Origin of the sequence: Thalassotalea psychrophila (assembly GCF_031583595.1) — a bacterium.
Taxonomy (GTDB): Bacteria; Pseudomonadota; Gammaproteobacteria; order Enterobacterales; family Alteromonadaceae; genus Thalassotalea_A; species Thalassotalea_A psychrophila.
Map to the genome: position 1 here is coordinate 2,492,744 of NZ_CP134145.1, position 22,534 is coordinate 2,515,277.

Annotated in this window: 19 protein-coding genes and 1 tRNA gene; 7 read left to right on the forward strand and 13 right to left on the reverse strand. The window is 34.8% G+C overall.

What is annotated here, in order from left to right:
* Window positions 1–27: 27 nt before the first annotated feature.
* From RGQ13_RS10155 to RGQ13_RS10165, 3 genes are all read right to left on the reverse strand, one after another.
* Window positions 28–1,422 (reverse strand): c-type cytochrome, encoded by a 1,395-nt coding sequence (locus RGQ13_RS10155; protein WP_348389640.1) that lies wholly within the window; start codon window positions 1,420–1,422, stop codon window positions 28–30.
* 263 nt (window positions 1,423–1,685) lie between these two features.
* The gene (locus RGQ13_RS10160; RefSeq protein WP_348389641.1) at window positions 1,686–2,243 is read right to left on the reverse strand and encodes an NAD/FAD-utilizing enzyme; all 558 of its coding nucleotides are present in this window, start codon (window positions 2,241–2,243) and stop codon (window positions 1,686–1,688) included.
* A gap of 490 nt (window positions 2,244–2,733) precedes the next feature.
* A complete protein-coding gene (locus RGQ13_RS10165; RefSeq protein ID WP_348389642.1) occupies window positions 2,734–4,176 on the reverse strand; it encodes a sulfatase-like hydrolase/transferase in 1,443 nt (480 codons plus the stop codon).
* A gap of 499 nt (window positions 4,177–4,675) precedes the next feature.
* Between RGQ13_RS10165 and RGQ13_RS10170 the strand changes: the two genes are divergently transcribed.
* Both RGQ13_RS10170 and RGQ13_RS10175 read left to right on the forward strand, forming a co-directional pair.
* Window positions 4,676–5,074, forward strand: a complete 399-nt coding sequence (locus RGQ13_RS10170; RefSeq protein WP_348393397.1) for an SDR family NAD(P)-dependent oxidoreductase — start codon at window positions 4,676–4,678, stop codon at window positions 5,072–5,074.
* Window positions 5,075–5,230: 156 nt separating this feature from the next.
* Window positions 5,231–5,620, forward strand: a complete 390-nt coding sequence (locus RGQ13_RS10175; RefSeq protein WP_348389643.1) for a DUF3718 domain-containing protein — start codon at window positions 5,231–5,233, stop codon at window positions 5,618–5,620.
* A gap of 417 nt (window positions 5,621–6,037) precedes the next feature.
* Here the strand turns inward: RGQ13_RS10175 and RGQ13_RS10180 are convergent.
* The 3 genes from RGQ13_RS10180 to RGQ13_RS10190 form a co-directional block, all read right to left on the reverse strand.
* Window positions 6,038–6,114, reverse strand: a tRNA-Pro gene (locus RGQ13_RS10180).
* 252 nt (window positions 6,115–6,366) lie between these two features.
* A complete protein-coding gene (locus RGQ13_RS10185) occupies window positions 6,367–8,058 on the reverse strand; it encodes a DUF3413 domain-containing protein (protein ID WP_348389644.1) in 1,692 nt (563 codons plus the stop codon).
* 21 nt (window positions 8,059–8,079) lie between these two features.
* Entirely contained in the window at window positions 8,080–8,301 is a 222-nt protein-coding gene (locus RGQ13_RS10190; RefSeq protein WP_348389645.1) for a YejL family protein, read from the reverse strand.
* Between the two features lie 91 nt (window positions 8,302–8,392).
* On the opposite strand from RGQ13_RS10190, the gene yejK reads away from it, so the two are divergent.
* From yejK to RGQ13_RS10210, 4 genes are all read left to right on the forward strand, one after another.
* A complete protein-coding gene (gene yejK, locus RGQ13_RS10195) occupies window positions 8,393–9,484 on the forward strand; it encodes a nucleoid-associated protein YejK (RefSeq protein ID WP_348389646.1) in 1,092 nt (363 codons plus the stop codon).
* Window positions 9,485–9,614: 130 nt separating this feature from the next.
* Window positions 9,615–10,643 carry a dihydroorotase gene (gene pyrC / locus RGQ13_RS10200; RefSeq protein WP_348389647.1) on the forward strand — a complete coding sequence of 343 codons (1,029 nt, stop codon included), beginning with the start codon at window positions 9,615–9,617 and terminating at the stop codon, window positions 10,641–10,643.
* Window positions 10,644–10,662: 19 nt separating this feature from the next.
* Window positions 10,663–11,541: a 6-carboxytetrahydropterin synthase gene (locus RGQ13_RS10205; protein WP_348393398.1), complete on the forward strand. Its 879-nt coding sequence runs from the start codon at window positions 10,663–10,665 to the stop codon at window positions 11,539–11,541.
* On the forward strand, window positions 11,534–12,403 hold the full coding sequence (locus RGQ13_RS10210) for a M23 family metallopeptidase (protein ID WP_348389648.1): 870 nt from the start codon (window positions 11,534–11,536) through the stop codon (window positions 12,401–12,403). Before RGQ13_RS10205 ends, RGQ13_RS10210 begins: the two co-directional genes overlap by 8 nt.
* Window positions 12,404–12,470: 67 nt before the next feature.
* Here the strand turns inward: RGQ13_RS10210 and RGQ13_RS10215 are convergent, their stop codons facing one another.
* The 4 genes from RGQ13_RS10215 to RGQ13_RS10230 form a co-directional block, all read right to left on the reverse strand.
* Window positions 12,471–13,748: a tyrosine-type recombinase/integrase gene (locus RGQ13_RS10215; protein ID WP_348389649.1), complete on the reverse strand. Its 1,278-nt coding sequence runs from the start codon at window positions 13,746–13,748 to the stop codon at window positions 12,471–12,473.
* A 463-nt stretch (window positions 13,749–14,211) separates the two neighbouring features.
* A complete protein-coding gene (locus tag RGQ13_RS10220) occupies window positions 14,212–17,196 on the reverse strand; it encodes a PqiB family protein (protein ID WP_348389650.1) in 2,985 nt (994 codons plus the stop codon).
* A 2-nt stretch (window positions 17,197–17,198) separates the two neighbouring features.
* Complete coding sequence (locus tag RGQ13_RS10225; protein ID WP_348389651.1) at window positions 17,199–17,870, reverse strand: paraquat-inducible protein A; 672 nt, start codon at window positions 17,868–17,870, stop codon at window positions 17,199–17,201.
* A complete protein-coding gene (locus RGQ13_RS10230; protein ID WP_348389652.1) occupies window positions 17,860–18,468 on the reverse strand; it encodes a paraquat-inducible protein A in 609 nt (202 codons plus the stop codon). The genes RGQ13_RS10225 and RGQ13_RS10230 overlap by 11 nt, the downstream gene beginning before the upstream one ends.
* Before the next feature lie 313 nt (window positions 18,469–18,781).
* Between RGQ13_RS10230 and RGQ13_RS10235 the strand changes: the two genes are divergently transcribed.
* Complete coding sequence (locus tag RGQ13_RS10235) at window positions 18,782–19,552, forward strand: MipA/OmpV family protein (protein WP_348389653.1); 771 nt, start codon at window positions 18,782–18,784, stop codon at window positions 19,550–19,552.
* A gap of 180 nt (window positions 19,553–19,732) precedes the next feature.
* Here the strand turns inward: RGQ13_RS10235 and RGQ13_RS10240 are convergent, their stop codons facing one another.
* From RGQ13_RS10240 to RGQ13_RS10250, 3 genes are all read right to left on the reverse strand, one after another.
* Window positions 19,733–20,296, reverse strand: coding sequence for a phosphoribosyltransferase (locus RGQ13_RS10240; protein WP_348389654.1), 564 nt, complete (start codon window positions 20,294–20,296; stop codon window positions 19,733–19,735).
* 105 nt (window positions 20,297–20,401) lie between these two features.
* Window positions 20,402–21,346: a M28 family peptidase gene (locus tag RGQ13_RS10245; protein ID WP_348389655.1), complete on the reverse strand. Its 945-nt coding sequence runs from the start codon at window positions 21,344–21,346 to the stop codon at window positions 20,402–20,404.
* Window positions 21,346–22,524, reverse strand: a complete 1,179-nt coding sequence (locus RGQ13_RS10250) for a tetratricopeptide repeat protein (RefSeq protein WP_348389656.1) — start codon at window positions 22,522–22,524, stop codon at window positions 21,346–21,348. Before RGQ13_RS10250 ends, RGQ13_RS10245 begins: the two co-directional genes overlap by 1 nt.
* Window positions 22,525–22,534: the final 10 nt, after the last annotated feature.

A 22,534-nucleotide genomic window follows, 5' to 3' on the forward strand; every position in this document is an offset into this window, starting at 1 on the left:
AAAAAACCTTTAAAATTTGGTTACTTGTTATTCTAGTGATGCGGTTTTGAGTTGCTCGTTGTCAACAGGTTGTAGTTGATTGATATAAGCAATTACTTGATCAATTGCCTCATCGCTTTGCAATAGGCGCGACATAAGCACCATCTGTTTTCCATATAAGTCATTTTTATGTTTGCCGCGTATGTCATTTTTAAAGTTAAGTAATTGACGTTTTAAATACCAGTTATGTTGACCAGCAAGCCTAGGCGCATTTAAAGCGTAATTACCTTGGCCATTACTGCCATGACAGAAACTACAGTTACGATATAAAGCCTTACCTTTTTCAATATTTGCGCTGCTACTTTGTTTTATAATTACGTCAGGCAATGATTCTATATAAGCAGAAACATCATTAATGGCTTTGTCATCAGGCAAGGTAATTGACATTGCTGCCATTTGAGCGCCGAAAGTGTCTTCAGCTGTTGTTCCTCTTACTTTATGCTTAAAATATTGTAATTGTCTCTTAGTGTACCAAGCGGAAAGACCAGCAAGTCTTGGGGCATTCAATGCTTCGTTACCAACACCATCACTACCATGACACGCAACACATGCCTGATAATATTGTTGACCGGCAACAACATCACCTTTCGGGCGTTGTAGCGATTCTGCAAAGGTAGGGTAATTTTTTAGCCATTCCTTAAAGTCGTCTTCTGTTTGGACAACAACTTTGCCGCGCATTAAATAATGGGCGATACCACATAGCTCTTGGCAAAGAACATCAAAGGTACCTATTTTTGTTGGGGTAAACCAAAAGTAGCTTGTTAGACCTGGGACTAGGTCCATTTTTACTCTAAATTGCGGGATAGCAAAATTATGTAATACATCTTTTGATCGTTGTAACACTTTAACTGGTTGGTCTATTGGTAGATGTACTTCGTTTGAGTTAATTAATACATCATCTTGGCCATTAGGATCGTTTGGACTTATTCCAAATGGATTTTCAGCTGAAATTTGTGCGCTATCAATTTTACCCAGCAAGCCATCTTCACCTGGAAATCTATAATTCCAACTCCATTGTTGGCCAACAACTTCAAATTCTTTGGCATCTTCGGGTACATGAACAAATTCAGACCAAACCACAAGACCTGGGGCGAGCATTGCGGCAACGCCGATAGTGGTTAGAATTGTTAACCAAGTTTCAAGTTTTTTATTTTCTGGCTCATAATCAGCTTTTAGGCCTTTCTTATGTCGATACTTATATACAACGAAAGCAAGAAATAAGTTTACTAAGACAAATACAATACCGGTGATCCAAAGAGTAATGTCTATGGTGCCATCAATAGAGCTCCAATTAGAGGCGAGGGGAGTAAACCACCAAGGGCTTAAGAAATGAAAAATTACAGTCGCAAGTACGAGTATAAGAATAACAATCGAAATTGCCATACCAAATGAATCCTTTTAAATTATTATTACTGTTATCAATATTTACATTGGCAAAATCAGTGCTAATTATTTATTTAGGGTTTTCACTACAAACTACGAAAAGACCAAATAATTATGTATGTATTAAACATAGTCTATTTTTGGTATTTGACCACAAGTAATTGAAAGTTAGGTTATTAAAGGGATTGTGATAATTAGCAGAAGTAAAATTAAATAATCGAGATTGAATGAAACGTCCGAATAAATTCGGACGTTATATACTATTAAGGCATTGTTTTCATGAAATCATGATACTTATCCTGGCCTCTAACGATCCAAGATGGAGTAGCTTCGCCAAGTCCTTCAACAACTAAGTTAGGATGATGTTTCATTAATCTTTTTAATAGAGGTTCTTGCTCTGGTTCGGCATCAACGAAAAATATATGATTACCTTCGGCTAACATTTTTTGAAAGCGGACAAATTCAACATTGGGGCGTTGAATACCTATAAACCCACCTTCCCAAGTACAAAAACCTAATACCACCACAGCTAAGAATATAAATGGCATCCAACCCGCTGCGCCATTAGTCCATTCGAGTAAATATGCTGTAGTTAATACCAATACTGCACCTGCCAGCCCGACCAAAGCGCCAATCTCAGTCGAATGAACTACATCTTTTTTTAATACCGACTCCACTTCATGTAAATGATGTTTTTGTACTTCTGCATCGTTTTCACTTAACACGTGCATTTGTGGTGTTGTAAATCCCTCTTTTAAAAGCTCGTTTTCAACGTCTTCTAATTCGTCCAAATCATTGCTTAAATAATAATGGCGTACCATAAGGTTCTCCGCGTTGTTCTGTGTTGAATATTATTCATTAAACAAACAAGTGCGGTTTTGGAAGAGTGCACAACTTAGCATAAACATATTTAATGAATGCTTAAGATAAGTATAGCAGTTAAATAAAATAAGCAATTTAGCATTTAATTTGTTTATTTGGCTTGCTCAAGATAGAGACTATCATTGACATATCGGCAAATAACAGTTCCCAAGAATGTTCAACAACATGTTCAATTAGTTATAAATTCTTTGGAATATTAAATCAACAATCTATCTCTTGTTGGTTTAGTGCTAATCAATTAATAATACAAACGATTGAAAGAGGATTTCATGCTCAAAAGAATAATATTATTAACTGCTAACACTGTTTTATTTGTAGATGATTAGAAATTTAGAATAGGAACCTGAATGCATTCCTTCATCGTTGAAGTAATGAACAACCATTTTTATATGGCTGTTTATTATTTGGATTAGTGATGACTAGTTTAGATTACTTTTTTTCGTAACCCTTAAATTCTTCTCCCGGTTTTATATTTCTATATATAGCCATGCTTGTTTTAAGATCAACAATCTTTTTCATAATTGGTTCCATTACCCAACCGTGTACATACCCCTGATTTCCCCATAACTCATACGCTTCTTTTGGGTCATTTTTAATGTCAAAAAGTTGTGGAAAGGTAAATTTAGTTACCGCTACAGAGTGTGTTGATTCTGTAGCCATAAAATGCATTTTCATGTTTCTCCATTTAATGGCAAACAAATCATCTCCAACAAAAACGATAAAATGATCGCGGTTAGACTTTTCTTGTTTACCTAAGAAAAAATCTGTTTGATTTACACCATCAATAGGGCGATCTGCTGGTACTAATTTATCGCCACCAGCGAAACTTGCAATAGTAGTGTACATATCAATATCACCTACGATTTCATCTGACACTCGACCAGCTTTAATTTTATTTGGATACCTGATCATCGCAGGTGTTCGTAAGCCACCTTCGTATGCAGTACTCAATCCACCGCGCCAAGGGCCATTAGAACCACCACCTCCATCTTCACCAGCGGCAAGACCACCTGTTTGAGGGAAGTTTCCTGCGCCATTGTCACCGGTAAGAATTACAATAGTATTTTCAGAGATTCCGGCATCATCAATAGCTTTTAAAATTTGTCCGAAATTGTGATCAACTTCCATTTGAGTGTCAGCGTAAATTCCGGATTTAGATGCGTTTTTGAAATCAGGGTGTACGGTAAAGGGGGGGTGAAAATGTGTAAACGCAATATAACTATAAAAAGGTTTACCTGTTTTAGCCTGTGTTTTTATATTTTCAATCGCTCTTTGAGTTACTTCATTATCTAATGTTATCTTTGCATCTATATCGAACTTCTTAACTTTTTCAGCATCTTTACCTTTTACCCCTTCATAAATATAGGGGGTGGTTGCGACTGTAGGATCCCACTGTGGTGTAGATGTGTAACCTGCAGCATTCGTTCCTTCTTGTGTCCCCCAAAAATAATCATAACCTTGATAATTTGGTAATTTTTTTATATTTGCACCAACATGCCATTTTCCAAAAAGGGTTGTGTGATATCCCGCATCTGAAAGTAATTCTGGCAGTGTATATTCCCAATATGCCAAGCCATCAGGCTCCCCTGGAGCAGGGACTTTTTGATTACCACTTCTTATTGGTAAACGACCTGTGTGTAAAGCTGAACGAGTGGGAGTACATTGATTTTGCACGTTGAAATTAGTTAAGCGTAACCCTTCATTCGCAAACTTATCGATACTAGGCGTTTGTATTGTACTGCCCTGAATACTCAAGTCTCCCCAGCCCCAGTTATCAACCAAAACATAGACAATGTTTGGTTTGTCTTGTGCTGTCACACTTGATGAAAGTAAAAAGAGCGTGACAAAGAATGTTTGTTTTAAGTAATTCATTAGCAAATTTCCTATGTTTTTCACAATAACTGTAAAAAATATTTTATTTATTAAGTTTTAAGTTGGTTATTTTCAAATTAAATCTGACTTACTTATTTATATTAGGAGAGATTTTGAATATGTAAATATTAATCAACTAGTTACATTTCTCTAATGAATAAAGCGGCATCTCGGTTTTCCATAAATAATTGCATTTCTAGTAAATAAATGAAGTTTGTAAAGATTCTTAAATATCTGGTAATAGTCATATAATTTTAATGTGAGCTGAATTATCAAGCTAACTGAACTGTCAGTCATATAATTAAGTCATTATCAATTAATTTACAATTAATATGACCTCAAAGTATGTACTCATAATTGGTGCAAATAGTTGAATAGGGCTTGCTACATGTCTTCATTTAGCAAACTCGGACTACACTGCACAATTATTGCTGGACTTTATATAAGTTTAAGCACCTCAGATGATTTATTTGCTTAATCAAATACACCTGTTTTACCAATAGCGATAGACGTACAAGACCGTAATTATATTGAAAATGCATTTCAAGTGACTTCTGTTCTAGGAGAATATGGATTAACTGCAGTTATTAATTGTAATGGCATTGCTTTACTGATGCCATGTGAAACCATCACCACAAAAGAAGTTCAAGCGGTAATAAATACAAACTTAATCGGTACATTCTTAACTAGCCAAGAAAGTCTGCCCTTTTTGCGTTTGGCAAAGGGAACGCTAATAAATATTGCCTCCTATGGTGGTTATTTAACGATGCCATTTGGTTATGCTTATTGTGCTGGTAAGTTTGGAGTAGAAGCTCTGTCAAACAGTCTCCGTGTTGAAGTAAAACCTCAAGGCATAAACGTTGTTATAGGAGTATTTTACTTAAAAAATCTTAGTTAGGTGAATCTAGATAGAGCGTTTACAAACCAGAAATAGAATAAACATCTTAACTGTTAATCATCAGGTTTAAATCAGGTTTAAATCATATTTTTGATGCCGTAATAATACAATCATTAACTAATCTTACTTGTTGAGTCAAAATTAACAGGAGGATCTATGAGACTTACTCACTTCTTTACAGCATTAATAGCATTAACCACTACGTTGCAGGTCGCCGCTCAAGGTGATACTAAATTCAATTTTGTTGCACAAAACAACTCCATAAACACACAAATTTGCATAGCATCGGCAAACAATGAATTAATAAAGTTAAGACAGCTCATCATAATGGATAAACTCGGCACAAAAGACATTACTAAGAATCTTTTCTGTAATAATATAGATGTCACCCATTTTGCCGCTTTATATGGTGCAAACAAAACCACGAAATATCTAAACAGATATGCCCCAAAAAAGTTTAAAGCCAGTGTAGATGATATTAAAATAATTGAATTGGCGAACAACGACTCCTCACCAATAAATATTATTGTCGTCTCTAGCAAGTAAAATCTATTGCAACAGCAATCTACTTGCTGTTGCAAACATCAAACCTAAGTTAGGGATTTATGGGCAAATAACCTATTGCAACACGATATTGTTCTACATTATGGAGTTTTGAAATAAAACCTTAAAAGTATTTTCAGCTTTTAAAAATAATGGTAAAAGCCCTTTACGCTAGAGAAGAAGGGCAAGTAAACTGACGGCGTAATTCTTGTGTATTAGTTAAAGTGTTCATTGTTTTAGTCATTTTGGAGTACTTAATTTAATAAAATTTAGGAGTACTGCCAACATTACTACCAAGACTAAAAAATGAATAGAGAAGCAGTTGAATTAGCTAGTTGCCTTAAAAGCTATGTAGAACAAGCTAATTAAGGGTTCTAATTATAATAAAAAGAGCCATAAAGGCTTCTTAGTATAGAGAATTGGTCGGGATGACAAGATTCGAACTTGTGACCTCACGTCCCCCAGACGCACGCGCTACCAGGCTGCGCTACACCCCGACTGTTTCAATTTACAAATTTAAAGCCGTTCATGGCAATTTACATTCCTTATCTCTGAAGTGAGCCAACTTTATAACATTCTTGTTTAGTTGGCATTCCTTCATCCCTGAAGTGAGCCAACTTTATAACATCCATGTTTAGTTGGCATTCCTTCATCCCTGAAGTAAAAAAAGAGCCATATAAATGACTCTTCAATAGTAATTAAGTTTTTAACTAAAGCATAGTTAAAATTTAACTTAAGTGGTTGATTGTTTAATTATTAATCTGTTCTTTAGGTTTGTTTTGTAAACTAAATGAATTAATCAGTTTCACTCCATCTATTAACATTGGAAAATCAGAGTCTTCACTGATTAATGTATCTAATTGGGTAGAATAAGTTTCAAAATTTCCTTGAGAGTCAATAAATAGATTCTTATCTTTCTTAATCACCAACAATCCATCTTCAGTGGTATTAGCGAATAATCTATCATCTTTTACTCGATAAATATTATGGCCATTACTGTAGCTCTTATAATCTAAACGACAATTGAACCAATTTTTCATTAACGTGGTTTGCACATCCATAACACTGGTTAATTCATTAATTGTCTTACTTTGTCTTTCAGGAAAAATAAATAAGGCAGGTTTTGGTGTTAATGATGTTTTATCCGATGCATTACCCAAAGAGCTAAGCCATATAATGTCTTTGAACTCTTTTTGTTGTTGAGCAAGCAGTAGGGCATTTACAAACAGTTCATACTGATAATCTGTTTGACCTGAAAAATAAAAAACGTGTAAACCAGGTTTTAGGCCATTTAATTTATCAGCAAACAGGAAACTTGATATATCTTCGTACTGGCTTTGATTAGTAAATAATTTAGAAATCCACAGTGGCAAATCTGACGGTTGTTCTTTGTTAGCAAATACATTAATTGATGTATCGAGTTTTGTTGATTCAATTTGTTTAAACAGCATAGGTACCGACTGCTGACTCTTCATATCTTCTTGATAAATGGTAGGAAGACCATAAAGTAAATTGAACCAGGCATCATAGTTACTGGCATTATCAATGTAATTAACTAATTTGCTGCCTTTTACACTTGAGCTTAGGTTAAATTGTTTAATTTGATTATCAGTTAAAATCTTATCATTTAACACCAAAAAAGTAGAATGTTGCGGAGTAGTTACATTTTTACATTCTTGGCTAAGCTCTGGGTAATCTGGTGTCTTATTAGTAAATGAAAAAGGATTATTTTTTCGTTGCTCATAGTCTGCTCGATCAAATAGACCATATTTGGTGAGTAACGTTTTAGCCGTCGATGGATATGAGAATGGTAATACAGTGTCTTGCCTTAACACACTATAATCAAGCTTTGCATCAGCCCACACATGGATTAAATGTGACACAAAGAAAGAAAAAACAAAAACAGCAATAAAATATTTTGGTGCTTTCCTTTGCTGAAGTTCTTTAAGATGTTTCCAGCAATAATTACTCATTACCAATTGAAATAATAAAATGGCAATAAATATTATCCAATTAAAGGTGGTTAAAGATACCGTCCCAAATTGAAATTTTTCTTTTAATAATGCAAATATCTGTGAGCTTGAGTCTGTATTTAAATGATAACCAAGCTCAGCATAAGTAAAGCCATCAATAACTAATAAGCAAAGGACAAAGCTAAAGATAAATGATGCGGCGCCTCGAATAAACTGAGTTTTTGGAAATAACAGGGTTAGGGGAAACACTGTCAGTACAAAGGTAATAAACGTTAAAAAGGCCATATGACTAAGCCAATTGGTAAGCATATATACTTTACCTATTGCTTGTTCAGGAAGGCCTTCGGCATCCAAAAATATTATAGCGATTAATAATGCTGCACCAATATTAAAGAAGGTAAACCAATGTCCCCAACTAATAAGGTGCAATAGTTTTTTACTGTATGAACTATTTTCTGTAGTAACCATATAAATATTCTTGAAATTTTGTTATTTTATTGTTTTTGTTGATTGAGCTAGTGCGTTTGCAAAGTTTTTGGCAATAGCCTCTCTTTGTTTTTCGGGAACTTGATTGTTTATTATCGTTGATAATGTGTTACCAAGGCACATTAAGGCAAGATCCGTAGAGGCTTCTTCATTAACGAGTACATCAATTAAGTCTTGAACGATCTTTTCTACACGTTCATTAGAATATTTAGATACAATAGGCATTATTTTTTAAATTACATCCTTTTACAGGGGTTTTAGTTTAATAGCATTTAGTTTATCAAAACCTAACACAAGTTAACACTGACCAATTATTATGAGTTTAATTATAACCAATATCGATCTGCATTATCTAACTAAAGCAGAAAATAGCTCCGAAGTTAAAATAACTTCAAGTAAAGGGCTTATTGAAATCAATGAAAAAATTACAAATTTCATTGAATCTCTTCACAATACGTACAACAGCAAAGGTAGTAAAGCCTATGGTGCATTTAAAGATGAACCTAGCGAGGACGTATCACAACCGTTTAAAAAGTTGATGCAAGACTATTTAGACGATCAAGAGCAATTTATTCCATTTTCAAACCAAGCTTGTATCAGGTTAAAACAAGAGCTTGAAAAATATGACCTCGCAGAAACAGGTTATTTAGTAACTTGCCACTATGAAATGCTTGGTGGTCGTTATTTATTTGTTTGTTTATTACCGGTTACTGAACATTATTATGTCGATGGTGAGTTAAATATAGCTGCTGACCAACATATTGATAGCTCTAAAATGCAACTTGCTGCCCGTATAGACTTATTTGATTATGCTGACTCACCTGAAAAGGCTCGTTACATTTCATTTATTAAAGGGCGTGCAGGCCGTAAAGTATCTGATTTCTTTTTAGACTTTTTAGGCTGTGAAGAGGGCGTTAACCCTAAACAGCAGTCACAAGTATTAGTGCAAGCGGTTGAAGATTTTGTAAATGTGAACCAGTTAAACCCTGAAGAAAAGCAAAAGACTCGTAAAGAGCTACTTTCTTACTGTAAGGAACAACAACAAACTGGTAAAGAAGTAGACTTACAAGAGTTGTCACAAGTTATACCGCATGAAGATAATGGTGAAGAGTTCTTTAATTTCTGTAAAGAAAATGAATATGAAATAGAGAATAGCTTTCCACATGATCAAGCTGTTATTAACAAAGTAACAAAATATTCAGGTGTTGGTGCTGGTATCAGCGTTAGTTTTGAGCGTTCACACTTTGGAACAGACGTTACCTATAACCCATTAAAAGGTTCGTTAACAATACATAAAGTGCCACCGAATTTAAAAGAACAACTAATGAAACTACTTGCCGCTGCTGAAGATGAAAAGCTCAAGCAAGAAGCAAACCAAAATCAGCAAGAAACTTCAAATCAATTTTAGTTAATACATTTAATTAAAGTGTAATAAAGTGTTGATTTTATTGCCTTAAAAAGTAAGGCAAGCTAGGATTAGCAGCAATATTAATATATAAATTTGCTTACTTTTTTGTAAGCTGAATAAGTTGGAACTTATGACTACATTAACAATTACTCGTCCAGATGACTGGCATGTACATTTACGCGATGGTGATGTACTTAAAGATACCGTTAAAGACACTGGCCGATATTTTGGTCGCGCTATAATTATGCCTAACCTGGTTCCACCAGTGATGAATGCAGATCAGGCAAGAGATTACTTTGATAGAATTCAAGCGGTAAACGAATCAGAGCATTTTCAACCGTTAATGGTGTTATATCTAACGGATAATACAACCGCTGAAGACATTAAAGCATGTAAAGAAAGTGGCATTGTATATGCGGCTAAGCTATACCCTGCAGGCGCTACAACGAATTCAGCTTCTGGCGTAACTGATATTAAAAATATCTATCCAGTACTTGAAGCTATGCAAGCTGAAGATATGCCATTATTACTTCACGGTGAAGTGACTGATAACGATATTGATATTTTTGATCGTGAAAAAGCATATATAGACAGAATATTAACGCCTGTTGTTAATGACTTCCCTAAGTTAAGAATTGTGCTTGAGCATATTACTACAAAAGATGCGGTAGATTTTGTTAACAATGCTAGTGACAATGTAGCTGCAACTATAACGGCTCATCATTTATTGTTTAACCGCAACCATATGCTAGTTGGCGGTATTCGCCCTCATTACTTCTGTTTACCAGTACTTAAGCGCAACACTCATCAGCAAGCACTTGTAGAAGCTGCAACCAGTGGTAGCACGAAGTTCTTTTTGGGTACCGATTCCGCACCACACACACAAGCGAATAAAGAAAATGCTTGTGGCTGTGCAGGTTCATATACCGCACATGCCGCAATTGAGCTTTATGCTGAAGTATTTGAGCAAGAAAATGCTCTGGATAAACTTGAAGGTTTCGCTAGCTTCAACGGTCCAGATTTTTACAAGCTGCCACGCCATACAGACTCTATAACGTTAGTTAAAGAAAGCTGGGATGTTCCGGCGACTATGCCGTTTGGAAACGATGTTGTAGTACCAATTCGCGCGAATGAACAAATTTTATGGCAAGTTAAGTAGGTAGTTTCAGATGAAAAACATGCAGCTATTTGTTAATGATTTAACTGTTATCGATTTCTCGTACTTATGTAGTGATAGGGGAGTTGTAGGTGAAAGTTGGATAGTTGATGTACTGTTATCCGGTGATCTTAATGCTGAAAGTATGGTGTTAGATTTTGGCATTGTTAAAAAACAAATTAAAGCCATTATTGATGAAAGTGTTGATCACAAGTTAGTGTTGCCTACACTAAATACTGACATTTCAATTTCTAAATCTAGTCGAAGTGAGCATTTATATGTTGATTTCGATCTAAAAGATAACGGCTTGTTCTTACAATCTCCGAGTGAAGCGTTTGCACAAATAGAAACCGATTACATTAACGAAGTTAACGTAACGCGTTACCTTGAAACTGTTATAAAACAACAGCTTCCAGAAAACGTGCAAGGTATAAAATTAACCCTTCGCGCTGAGAATATCAATGGCGAATATTACCATTACACCCATGGTTTGAAAAAACATGATGGAAATTGCCAGCGAATAGCGCATGGTCATCGTTCTACAATTCATATTTATGAAAATGAAGCGCGCTCAACTGAACTTGAGGAAATGTGGTGTAAACGCTGGAAAGATATTTATCTGGCAACTAATTCTGATCAAATATTGTCAAGCCAAGTTGAATTGTCAGACCATGCAAAAGCTAATTTAAAACCCGATCATCAATACTTTTCTTACTATGCACCGCAAGGAAGGTTTGACATTGCGGTAAGAGCAGGCACACTGGAAATAGTTGATTGTGATTCTACAGTTGAACTATTAGCAGATTACATTGCCAGACAATTAAAAGCAGAAAACGACGCTAATAACTATAGAGTTGTTGCATTTGAAGGCGTAGGTAAAGGAGCAATAGCAAGTGCTTAAGAAATTTCCAATAAATAAAGTAGTTACTGGCTTATTATTTGTATGTTTAAGTCAATCAGTACAGGCAAAGGTATTACTTGAGCTTGATGGCGATATAACTCAAGGCGGTCTAGTCGTAGGTAGTACGAATCCTGGTAATGCGGTCTATTTAGACAAAGATCCATTGAAAGTATCTCGTCACGGTTTATTTACCTTAGGTTTTTCCCGAGATGATGACAAAACTCATGAGCTTAAAATAGTAAAAACTGATGGTGAAAAATTGCTGCAGTATTTAACCCCAACTAAGCGTAAATATAATGTTCAAAGCATTGAAGGCATTGATAAAAAAATTATGGAGCCAAGTGCTGAAGCATTAAAACAAATTGCCAAAGACAGTATACAAATTCGAGCGGCAAGGGCGATTTCATCAGATAATATAGATTTTGCCCATGGTTTTAAAGCTCCAGCTACAGGACGAATTACAGGTGTTTATGGTAGTCAACGGATTTACAATGGTGTACCTAAAAACCCTCATTACGGATTAGATTATGCAGGACCCAAAGGTACTGCGGTAAAATCTCCTGCGGCGGGTATTATCACGCTTTGGTCACCGAATATGTTTTATTCTGGCGGTACATTGATAATTGATCATGGTCACGGCATTACTTCTACATTTTTACATTTAAGCGCAAGCAAAGTTGAAGTTGGTGATAAAGTATTACAAGGCCAACCAATTGCTGAAATTGGTTCGACAGGGCGCTCAACTGGTCCTCATCTTGATTGGCGAGTAAATTGGCACAATGTAAGACTTGATCCAGCATTGGCATTAACATTGCCTAACTCTCATACATTTAAAGCAAAAAAGACTAAAGCGGCAGAGTAGCCGCAACAAAAAAGGGGTCAGTACCTTTTACTAGTTTAAACAGTAAAAGGTACTGACCCCTTTTTTACTATCTACTTTCAATAAGACGTTTCTTACCTGATTTGGCACGCTCTAAGTGATCAGACTGAACATAAACTCTATCTGTAGTTCCCATACTTGCATGACCAAGCTCATCAGCCATATGCTTTAATGGTCTTGAATCTATGTCCATTGAAGCACCAGTATGTCTAAGCCAATGAGTTGTTGCTTCTTTTAATGTTTGAGCTTCATTTTTAAAGCCTTCTCTAACCATTTGTTCGTAAGCAAAGTCGAAAACTTGCTGGACAATTCGGCGTAATTGCCTTGATGTCATTCCGCCAGAGCCTTTAAGTTTATGGATCAACGGATCTGTTTCACTAGATAACGGGTAACCCGATAAACCACGGCATTCTCGATAGCGTTCAAGGTAACCAATATAAGAGTCGGGCACTGATACATCTCGTTGCTTAGAGCCTTTACCAAATACTTTAAACCAGTGGTTTTTGTCTTTATCTTGCCAAAAATGGCCCATAACAGGTGCCCAATTACTGCGTTCAGATAGCTCTGAAATACGTAAATATAAGGTTTTTAAACTCGCAATGATAAATAGGCTGCGTTCATGATCTTCATTTTCATCTGCCATTTTAATCGCGCTTTCAAGGATATAATCCCATTGTAAGCTAGATAATCGCTTAACCTCAGTAAAAGAGCTGTCTTTGATTAAATACGGGCAATCTTTCTTGACTGAGGCAATGGCATTGCCAAACGCATAATCTTCAGTAACTAAGTAATCATAATAAACATTAAGCACTGAAAACGTAGCTTTAAGTGTATCTTGCGAGCATTTGTAATTTAGTTTTTTTTGTTTATGGTCAATATTATCTAGGCGTTGAGCTTTAGGAATTTTAATAGCAAACGGGCGCCAATCTGGATTAATATCACGAATGCCATTTCGATTATCAAAGCGACGATAAACATTATCTGAAATCCAGTAATGTGGTGGCTTGTTAATAAAATCAATGTAGGTTTCTAAATCGCGACGCTTTAATTGCACCACAGATTTTTTAGCGATGAGCCATGACCACAATAAAAACTTTTCAGTTTCGCCACGAAACAAATTATATGTAGCTTCATTACGGCGGCCTTTAGATTGAAGAAACTCTTTGGTGTAACGATAATCTTCTAAAGCATCAGGTACAGAGTTACAGACAAGTTCAACAAAAGATTTTACGTTTGGGTTATCATCACAAAATAATGTGTTTTTATGTATAAGTTGAAAATAGCGATGAGAATCAAATAATGGCTCAGCGTTGAAAACATCTGACATAGAAAAGTACCAAAGTTATTATTATTAAGTAGTAAGGTAAATATTTGCCAATTGTTACTTTTAATTAACCAACAGCAATAGAGCCTATGTTAAATACTTTAAAACCAAATGTCCACTAATTAACATTAACGGACATTTCAATGTAAGAAATAGCCCCTAGCGATTGGTTATCGGCATTTATGTACGTTTAAATAAACTAAATGCTTAATAAGTTAATAAATCAAACGCTACTGAAACTATTGGTTTATGTAATTTAAATGGAACTGTCGAATGCCAAATATATAATGGAAACAAAAATAGCTGCCCAGCTTAAGGTTTTATAAAATGATCGTGTGTAGTTTTTGTTACTATTAGATTTATTCGTTGAGAATTCATTGTAGATTTATTCGTTGAGAATTCATTGTAGATTTATACTGAGTCATGAACTTTACAATTTATGTTCATGACTCTCTTTGACCTTTTATTATTGTTTAAAGCTTGGCTTCCAGTTATGCCAGTTTTCTTCAGCTTCAGAATTTAATTCAAAAATGTGGCCATTATCGATAGCTGTGGCTTGATTATCTTCAGGTGTTGCAAATGCAATGCCTCCAGCTAAAATAGCATCAATCGATGTAGTGTCAACTTTTACCCCTGAAAATAAACCCGCATCTATTTTAATACCACTGGCATTATAAAACTTAGTTTTATTATTCACTAAATGTTTATGCTGTTCTTCTATATTTATATAAACATAAACGCCATCAGAATTATCGTTAAGGTTAACACCAAGAACTCGCCCAACCTTTACTTGACGATAATAAACTGGATTATCTATATTTATAGACCCCTTAACATCACTGGTGAGAACAATATTTACACCATTTGGCTTAGTTGTTGTTACAGGCTCGGTTATTAGCCCAACGAAATCAGTTTTATCTTCACCAACTGCAGGTAAAACACCAATGTAGTTTCCGGTAAAATAAGCCTTAGCATTAGCAACTCTTGCCACACTAACTTCGGGTTTCACTAACCAAAACTTAGAGCCAGAAGAGCTTAATTGTGGATGATCCTTACTTAATGTTAGCAATAACTTGGTTTTGGTTAAATCTTCATTAAGATTAACGGCCATAACATGCCCAACAATGTGGCCTGCATGTCGAACCGTAGCATTAACTTTAATATCTACCACTTCATTAAACACTAAGTTTACTTCTTTTCCTGATTGATTCATTGTGTCAACGTTTGGATGTAACACAAATTCGCTCATTTCAACGGCTAAGTCATCCAAGTTTGCACGTGTATTATCTAGGGCAATTCCACCTCTAATTATACTCTGCAAACTTTCAGTTTGAACGGTCATACCAGTCATATCTGCGTGTGCTCTAATACCGCTACTTTGATAAAATTGAGAACTTGTACTTACTAAGTGTCTATAATCATCTTCAATTGTAGCGGCTACTTCTATAGATTTTCCATCATCACTAAAGTTAACTGAATCGACTAAACCAATAACCATTTTCATGTAGGTTATTGGTGTACCTTTTTCAATTGAGCCTGCATTTTTTAACATTAACCTGACTTGTAAACCATCATCATCAGCTGACGATGGTGGTGCTTTATCTAATAATTCAAAACTATTTTTAAATTTAGTACTGTTACCAGGTTTAACTTGTATGAATGTACCTGTAAGTAACGCACTAAAGCCTGCTAAATTGCCACTGGAAAGTTTAGGCTCCACAATCCATATTTTTGAATTATCTTTAAATAAATTTTTATAATCGCGATGATAGCCAATCGTTAATATAGATGACTTTAAGTCTGAACTAGGTTTTATGTCTTTAACTGTACCTACTTGCTTATCAGCAAACATTAATTTGGTAATACCAGCAGTTAAATCATATTTATTATCTGCAATAATTGTTACTAATTCAGTATTTAACGCGTCTTCAAAATTTCTGTTTAAATCAAAAGACGTGCCATTTTCAACCACATCAGCATTATCAAAATCAATGGTATGAAAAGATACTCCGCCAATTAACATTGATTGTATTGGTGCCGTTTTTACGGTAAACCCCTTTAAAGAGCCTGAAACCTCAACACCACCTTGTTCAAAGAATACAGATGTTGAGTTAACTAAATGTACATATTCTTTTTCAATATGAATATGAACGTTAAAGAAGCGTTGATTATCGGACAACTTATGATCCTGAATGCTACCAACCTTTAAATTTTTATAAAATACTGGTGAGCCAAATGATAATGAATCTACACTGTCCGAGACTATATTTAGGTGTAATCCTTCTTCAGTGAATTTAAGAGCAGGCACTGAAGGTAAAACTTCAAATTCACGGCTAGGCTGACCATCTCCGAGTCTAAATGAAACATACGTACCACTAAGAAGCCTATCAATGTTAGAAACCCCAGCTAAGCTAATGTTCGGCTTAACAAGCCAAAACTCCATATTTTCTAGAAGATACGGTTCTAATCTAGGATCAAATAAAACACTCGCTGTTACGCCACCTTTGGCCTGGTTATAAACAAAATCTTCTATAGTTCCAACCTCAACGCCTTCAAAAATAACTTTAGTGATACCTGCTTTAATACCACTATTACGAGGAAAATTCATTTTAACAATGATTCCAGCTCTTGCTTCGTCAAATCCTTCAAAGAGAGGGTATTCAGTGAAGTTTTCTACTATTGTTTTTGTATCGCCTAATTCAGGAGTGTGAAAAGCTATACCACCGCCAATAATAGAAGAAAGAGACTGAGTTCTTAATTTAAAACCAGATAAGTCCCCTGCCATTTCAATACCGCTGGCATTCCAAAAACGCGAATTCAATTTAACTAAGTTTTTGTATTGCTCTTCGATTAACATATTAATTTTAATATGGCTTTTGTCTTCAGCAAAATCATAGCCATATACTTCACCAACCTTTATTTGCTTGTAAAAAACACTACTACCATGAGAAATAGAGCCAAGCTCTTTTGCATGAAGAGTTACATGTAGACCAGGTGCATCTTCAGATTTAGGTGGTGGTTGTTTTAATGCGGTAAACTCTTTTATAAATTCATTACCTACTTCAGGTAATATTTCAAAATAGTTTCCTGTTATTACAGTATCTAATCCTGACACACCTGATAGACTTATTTCTGGTTTAACCAACCAAAACAATGAGTTTTCAGAAAGGTATTGCTTTACACTATTGTTGACTTCGATAGAAACCAAAACTGTATTTAGATCTTCTAAATCTAAGTCATTTACTAATCCAACAGGAAAGCCCTTGTAGCGAACTTCAGTTTTTCCAATAACTATGCCTTCAGCACTATCTGTTTTTATTATGATATCAACACCAGCATCACTGAAAGATTTGAATAATAGCCATAAACCAATTAACGCTGCCAAAACAGGCAATAGCCATATAGAAGATATTGGTGACTTATTTGAGATTACAGCTTGTTCTTCATTCATCTTTATTTTTCTTCTTTAATTTGATTGGATAAATTAATATCATATTTTTTATCCCACAATAAACGTGGATCAAAACTGTTAGCAGCTAAAATGGTAATGATAACCATAATACCAAAAGCAGTGGCTCCTGGACCGGCTACTATTTCAACTACTGCACCAATTTCAACCAAGGCAACCAGCAAGGCGACTACAAAAACATCAAGCATTGACCATTTACCAAAAAACTCAATATAACGATACATTTTAGTTCTTTGCAGTTTTGTATATTTTGATCTATTTCTTAACGAGAATAACAAAACAAATAAACCAACTATTTTTGCTAAGGGAACAACAAAACTGGCAAAAAATATTATAGCTGCTATTGGGTAGATACCGAGTTTAATTAAAAGGAAAATACCAGAAAGTATAGTATCGGGCTGACCTTTTCCAAAATACAAAATTGTCATTATTGGGTATGCGTTTGCAGGTATAAAAGCGATAAGCGAACAAATAGTTAGTGCCCAGCAGCGTTGTAATGAATCATAAATTCTCAGATGTATTTTACTGTCACAGCGCGGACAATAATTATCTTTAGATTCCTCAATTTCAACTAATAAATTACAAACATGACATTGAGCCAATCCCTGAGACATTGCTGTTTGTATTTCTTCTGTCGACTTTATATTATCGCTCATAGTTGAGGTCATCCCAGATCATTTGTTTATCCAGGGTTATTTTTAACGATAACACACATAGCATTAGTGCTGAGAAACACAACAACCCCAGATTAAAAGACAAATCAGCCATATCTTTTAGCTTAATAATAGACACTAATATGCCAATTAAAAATACTTCTAACATTTCCCAACTATCAACGTGATGGTAAAACAATAATAATTGTTTATATATTGGATGTTGATGACGATTATGCTTAAAGCCAAAACAAACTAAAAATGCGGTTGTGAGTTTAATTAAAGGGGCTAAAGCACAAAAAGCAAATACTAAGGTGGCGACTAAATACAACTCTGTTTGCCAAAGCGCAGATATTCCAGACATTAAACTTGCCGAGCTTTCTACTGAAAGTAATTGCATCGACATTAATGGGAAAAATGTAGCAGGGATAAACAGTAAAAGACCGGTCCCACTAATTGCTAGTGTTCGATTTATTGAATCGTATTTTTTATCTAAAATATGATGATGGCATCTTGGGCAGCTAGCAACTTCCCCTTCATTAATAGAAGTGATTGTTATTAATGTATCGCACTCATAACAAGCAAATTGCTTTTGTTTCACTGTAAGTAACGCCTAAACAAGATATATTTGAAGTTCTATGTATATGATTGTTAGTAATAAATTGAATTAAGGCAAGCTTTATATACATATATTTTAATTAAACAATTTGATTTAGCTCAATAAATAACCGGCTTTGTAATCAGTCGTTTACAACTTTATGATTTTTATTAGAAAATTGTAATTTTTACTTATATTTTCTTGCATAGTTCGCATTTTAAACTAATACTTACTATCAAGAGGAATTAAGCAAATTCCCTTTTAAAAAAATAATTAGCCTTACCCTAGGTTTGTATTTGTCTTTAAGGATAATAAAATGAAAAAATTATTAGTTACGTCGCTATTATTAGCGTCTACTTCAGCTGTGGCTGGTTCAGGTGTTGCAGGTAGTGTTAGTGATGTACCAGACACTCCATCTGAAGCAACGTCAGGTTGGAATGCATCTGTTGGTCTAGGTGTTGTTAATGCTCCTACTTTTGCTGGTGTTGACGAAACTGAGTCGACCGCTGTACCGCTTATCAATGTTAATTATAACGATACCTTTTACTTTGAATACAACAAATTAGGTTGGTGGGCGTGGAAACCACAAGATACTGGTTTCCGTGTTGGTTTAGTTGCACAATCTCGTAAGGGTTACGATAAAGGTGACGGCCCTCTTGACCGTGAAATAGATGATACTGGTTTAGCAGGCTTACGCGTAAAATGGCAATCAGGTATGTTTGGCATTGATGCTTCTATACTCGGCTCTTCTGAAGAAGATAGTGGTGGTGAAATGCATATCACCGCAAAATATACCTTCCTTGCTTCAGCAAAAGGTACATTAACTGCGATGGTTAAAGCAGAGGCTCTTTCTGAAGATGCTGTAGACTACTTCTACTACTCAGGTGCTTTTGATTCAGATGCATTTACCCCAGACAGTGCAACAAATGTTTCAGTAGGTTTGGTAGGTACATACAATATTGCGCCAAAATGGACATTAATTGGTGCAGTTTTAGCAACATCCTATGGTGATTCAATTTCAGATGCACCTGGTGTAACTGAAGATTCAGGTACTACAGCATTACTTGGTGCTACATACAAATTCTAATAAATAATTAGTTATTTGATATAAAGGTCTCTTTTGAGGCCTTTTTTGTTTTTAGCCTGTGTCATCCTGAAATGAAAATACACTCCAAAGGTCATCCCTCTCCTTCGTATATGAGTATATCCCTAAACAAAAAAGAGCACCTAGGTGCCCTTCTCAAACAACAGGAATATTTAAGTTCTATTAATCTTCAAATATAATGTCATGAATGTTGGATAGATCGCTCTTTCCTTCAATAATTTCTTCTTTAGATAAACCTGATAATTCATGTGGGAAAACTAACCATTCATCTGAAGAATGTACAAAGTAATCTGGTACGATATCAACCTTTGAATTTTGCGGTTTATACCAAGGACACGCCACTCTAATATCTTTAGGTGTGTTTAAACGCATTTGTTCTTGAATTTTTTCGATTAAGGCCGCAACACTTCTTCCTGAATCAAAAACATCATCAACAATTAATAGTGAATCATCAGCGTTGGCATTTTCTATAAGATAATGTAAACCATGTACCTTAATTTCTTTTGCTTGCTGGTTTATGCCGTAATACGAAGAGGTACGAACGGCAATATGATCGGTTTCGATTTTTTTGTAATCAAAATATTCCTGCACTGCTATACCAATTGGTGCACCGCCACGCCAAATACCAATAATAAATTGCGGTTTAAAACCATCTTTATATACTTTATGTGCAACACGAAAAGAATCTTCAAGAAGTTCTTGCGCAGTGATAAATTTCTTATCCATACTATTATTTCCCATGGATTGAACAATTTTGACTTCTTAGAGCCGATAAACCGTTACTTAAATAAACAAAACATGATTATAACGTATATGGATCATTTTTGATGTTCAAATTGAAGTTTTTTGCGATAAGTTTTGATCTACTTCGAAGATAAGATTTTTAATACTTTCAAAGGCATTTGTATAAAAACCTAGATTAATGTTTTTAATAGTGTCGTTTGGCGAATGGTAGTTTTTATGATTTTCGCCAGTGATGAATAAATAAGGGATGCCAGCTTTATGGAATTCGTAATGATCACTAGCTTTATGTAGGTTAATAGTCGATCTTACTGATGAAATTTCACGATTATTGAGTCTATTCTTAAAAACAAAATTCACTGGTGATGTTTGATTTACATGTTCGACTAATGTTTTAAGTTCAGCTTTATTTCTGGAAGCAACAACATACAATGACTTATGTTTCTTTCCGTAGGAAATCATGTCTAAATTAATATTAAAAACGATGTCTTGCTTATTAATTTTTGAGTCTGTAAGAAACGCTTTAGCCCCCTTAAAGCCGTGTTCTTCAGCATCTGTAGCTAGTAGAACCAGAGAATAATGAGTATCAATAGATTCTAGCCAGGGTTTCAAACTTAACAATGCCGCCGTACCAGAAGCATTATCATCAGCACCGTAATAAACTTTCCCAGACTTTTTACCTAGATGATCGTAATGTGCTGAAATAATAATAAATTTATTTTTAAATAACTTACCTTGTTTAATAAAAAGGTGATTACGCCCTACTTTACTACTAAAACCATGTTCATACTGAAACTGTTCACTAAAAGATGTGCTGGTAGCGTCTGTTGTAGATAAATGCTGAACTATATACTTAGACGCTAGTGTGTGCCCATGACTGCCTGGGTATCGCCCTGAAAACGACTTTGAAGACAATTGTTTTAGGTGTTCGATTAACTGAAGATTATTACCTTGAAAAGCAAACAGATGAAAACTAATAAACACACAGATGAGCCCAGCAACTTGCACACGCAAACGTTTAAATATTATTGCCATTATAACCGTGATAATAAATTAAGTTTACTTTGATATTTGTCCTCAATATCTTTGAATCTTGCATAACGTTTAGCTTTTAACAAATAGTACTCAGATTGTTTATAGTTGCCTAATTTATAGTAAGATTTAGCTAATCCGAAATAAAATTCATGTTCTTTACCTAACATAGATTTAGCTTTTTTATAGTGGTTGATCGCTAATTTATATTCGCCATTATAAAATGCTTCATCACCTAATAAACCGTGATAATAAGGGTTTTCCATTCTGGCTTTATGAATATAACTATATATCTTCGTTGCTTCTTCATGTCTTTCTTGTTCTGTAACTAAGATCGCTAAATTATTCCAAGCATTATAATTTTTGTAATTATAATTAACAGATGCTAAATAAGATTGCTCAGCATAGTCTTGTAGACCAATTCGCTTATATAACAAGCCTAAATTTCCCCACACAGGACTGAAATCAGGTTCTTGTTTTATTGATGCTCTAAAATACGCATAGGCTAAATCAAATTCATTTCTAACCAAGGCTTGTGCACCCTTATTATTGTAGAACATTGCAGTAACACGATTTTTTGAAATTATATTTTTAGGAAAATGTTTTTTAACACTATAAGGGTCAAAATCAATAACAGTTTCTTTGCCATTCCATACAACTACAAAAGGTGACTTGGAATCACCAACAACTTTTAAATTAACATGCCCGGTTAACATGTTATAACTGCCCTCTCGTATCCAATACTCAGGAATCAATACTTCTTGAAACTTAATTGTTAAATCAGCTTCATTAGCTAAGGAATAGGCTAATATAGTTAAGGAAAGGCAATTAGCTGTATTTTGATGAAAAGCTTGAGTAGCGGTTAAATTGGCCCCATTTTGATACCTTAAGTCTTCAGGGGAGCGGTGAAATAGTTTTTTTAATAACAGACGAGCCCGTTTAGATGGATCTTGTTCATGCATAAGACTGCTATGCACAAAATCGTTCATTTCATTGTCTAAAGCATATATTTGTTTTTTAGTTTCTATGGGGTAATTCGTATAAGAGGGAAAAGCTTCATCATTAAGTAGTTTACTTGTATCAATATCAACAAGACCTGCATGTTTAGATGAGCAGGCGGTTAAAAAAACGCACAAACTAAAAAAATAAAATAATGTTAGCTTTTTAGTACTTATCGCCATAACGCCCTCA

Bases quoted from the DNA above. Each gene is read 5' to 3' on its own strand.
- RGQ13_RS10240 (WP_348389654.1), bottom strand. From the start codon at position 20,296: ATGGATAAGAAATTTATCACTGCGCAAGAACTTCTTGAAGATTCTTTT.
- RGQ13_RS10205 (WP_348393398.1), top strand. From the start codon at position 10,663: ATGCAGCTATTTGTTAATGATTTAACTGTTATCGATTTCTCGTACTTA.
- RGQ13_RS10155 (WP_348389640.1), bottom strand. From the start codon at position 1,422: ATGGCAATTTCGATTGTTATTCTTATACTCGTACTTGCGACTGTAATT.
- pyrC (WP_348389647.1), top strand. From the start codon at position 9,615: ATGACTACATTAACAATTACTCGTCCAGATGACTGGCATGTACATTTA.
- RGQ13_RS10250 (WP_348389656.1), bottom strand. From the start codon at position 22,524: ATGGCGATAAGTACTAAAAAGCTAACATTATTTTATTTTTTTAGTTTG.
- RGQ13_RS10215 (WP_348389649.1), bottom strand. From the start codon at position 13,748: ATGTCAGATGTTTTCAACGCTGAGCCATTATTTGATTCTCATCGCTAT.
- RGQ13_RS10175 (WP_348389643.1), top strand. From the start codon at position 5,231: ATGAGACTTACTCACTTCTTTACAGCATTAATAGCATTAACCACTACG.
- RGQ13_RS10220 (WP_348389650.1), bottom strand. From the start codon at position 17,196: ATGAATGAAGAACAAGCTGTAATCTCAAATAAGTCACCAATATCTTCT.
- yejK (WP_348389646.1), top strand. From the start codon at position 8,393: ATGAGTTTAATTATAACCAATATCGATCTGCATTATCTAACTAAAGCA.
- RGQ13_RS10185 (WP_348389644.1), bottom strand. From the start codon at position 8,058: ATGGTTACTACAGAAAATAGTTCATACAGTAAAAAACTATTGCACCTT.
- RGQ13_RS10235 (WP_348389653.1), top strand. From the start codon at position 18,782: ATGAAAAAATTATTAGTTACGTCGCTATTATTAGCGTCTACTTCAGCT.
- RGQ13_RS10245 (WP_348389655.1), bottom strand. From the start codon at position 21,346: ATGGCAATAATATTTAAACGTTTGCGTGTGCAAGTTGCTGGGCTCATC.
- RGQ13_RS10160 (WP_348389641.1), bottom strand. From the start codon at position 2,243: ATGGTACGCCATTATTATTTAAGCAATGATTTGGACGAATTAGAAGAC.
- RGQ13_RS10225 (WP_348389651.1), bottom strand. From the start codon at position 17,870: ATGAGCGATAATATAAAGTCGACAGAAGAAATACAAACAGCAATGTCT.
- RGQ13_RS10165 (WP_348389642.1), bottom strand. From the start codon at position 4,176: ATGAATTACTTAAAACAAACATTCTTTGTCACGCTCTTTTTACTTTCA.
- RGQ13_RS10190 (WP_348389645.1), bottom strand. From the start codon at position 8,301: ATGCCTATTGTATCTAAATATTCTAATGAACGTGTAGAAAAGATCGTT.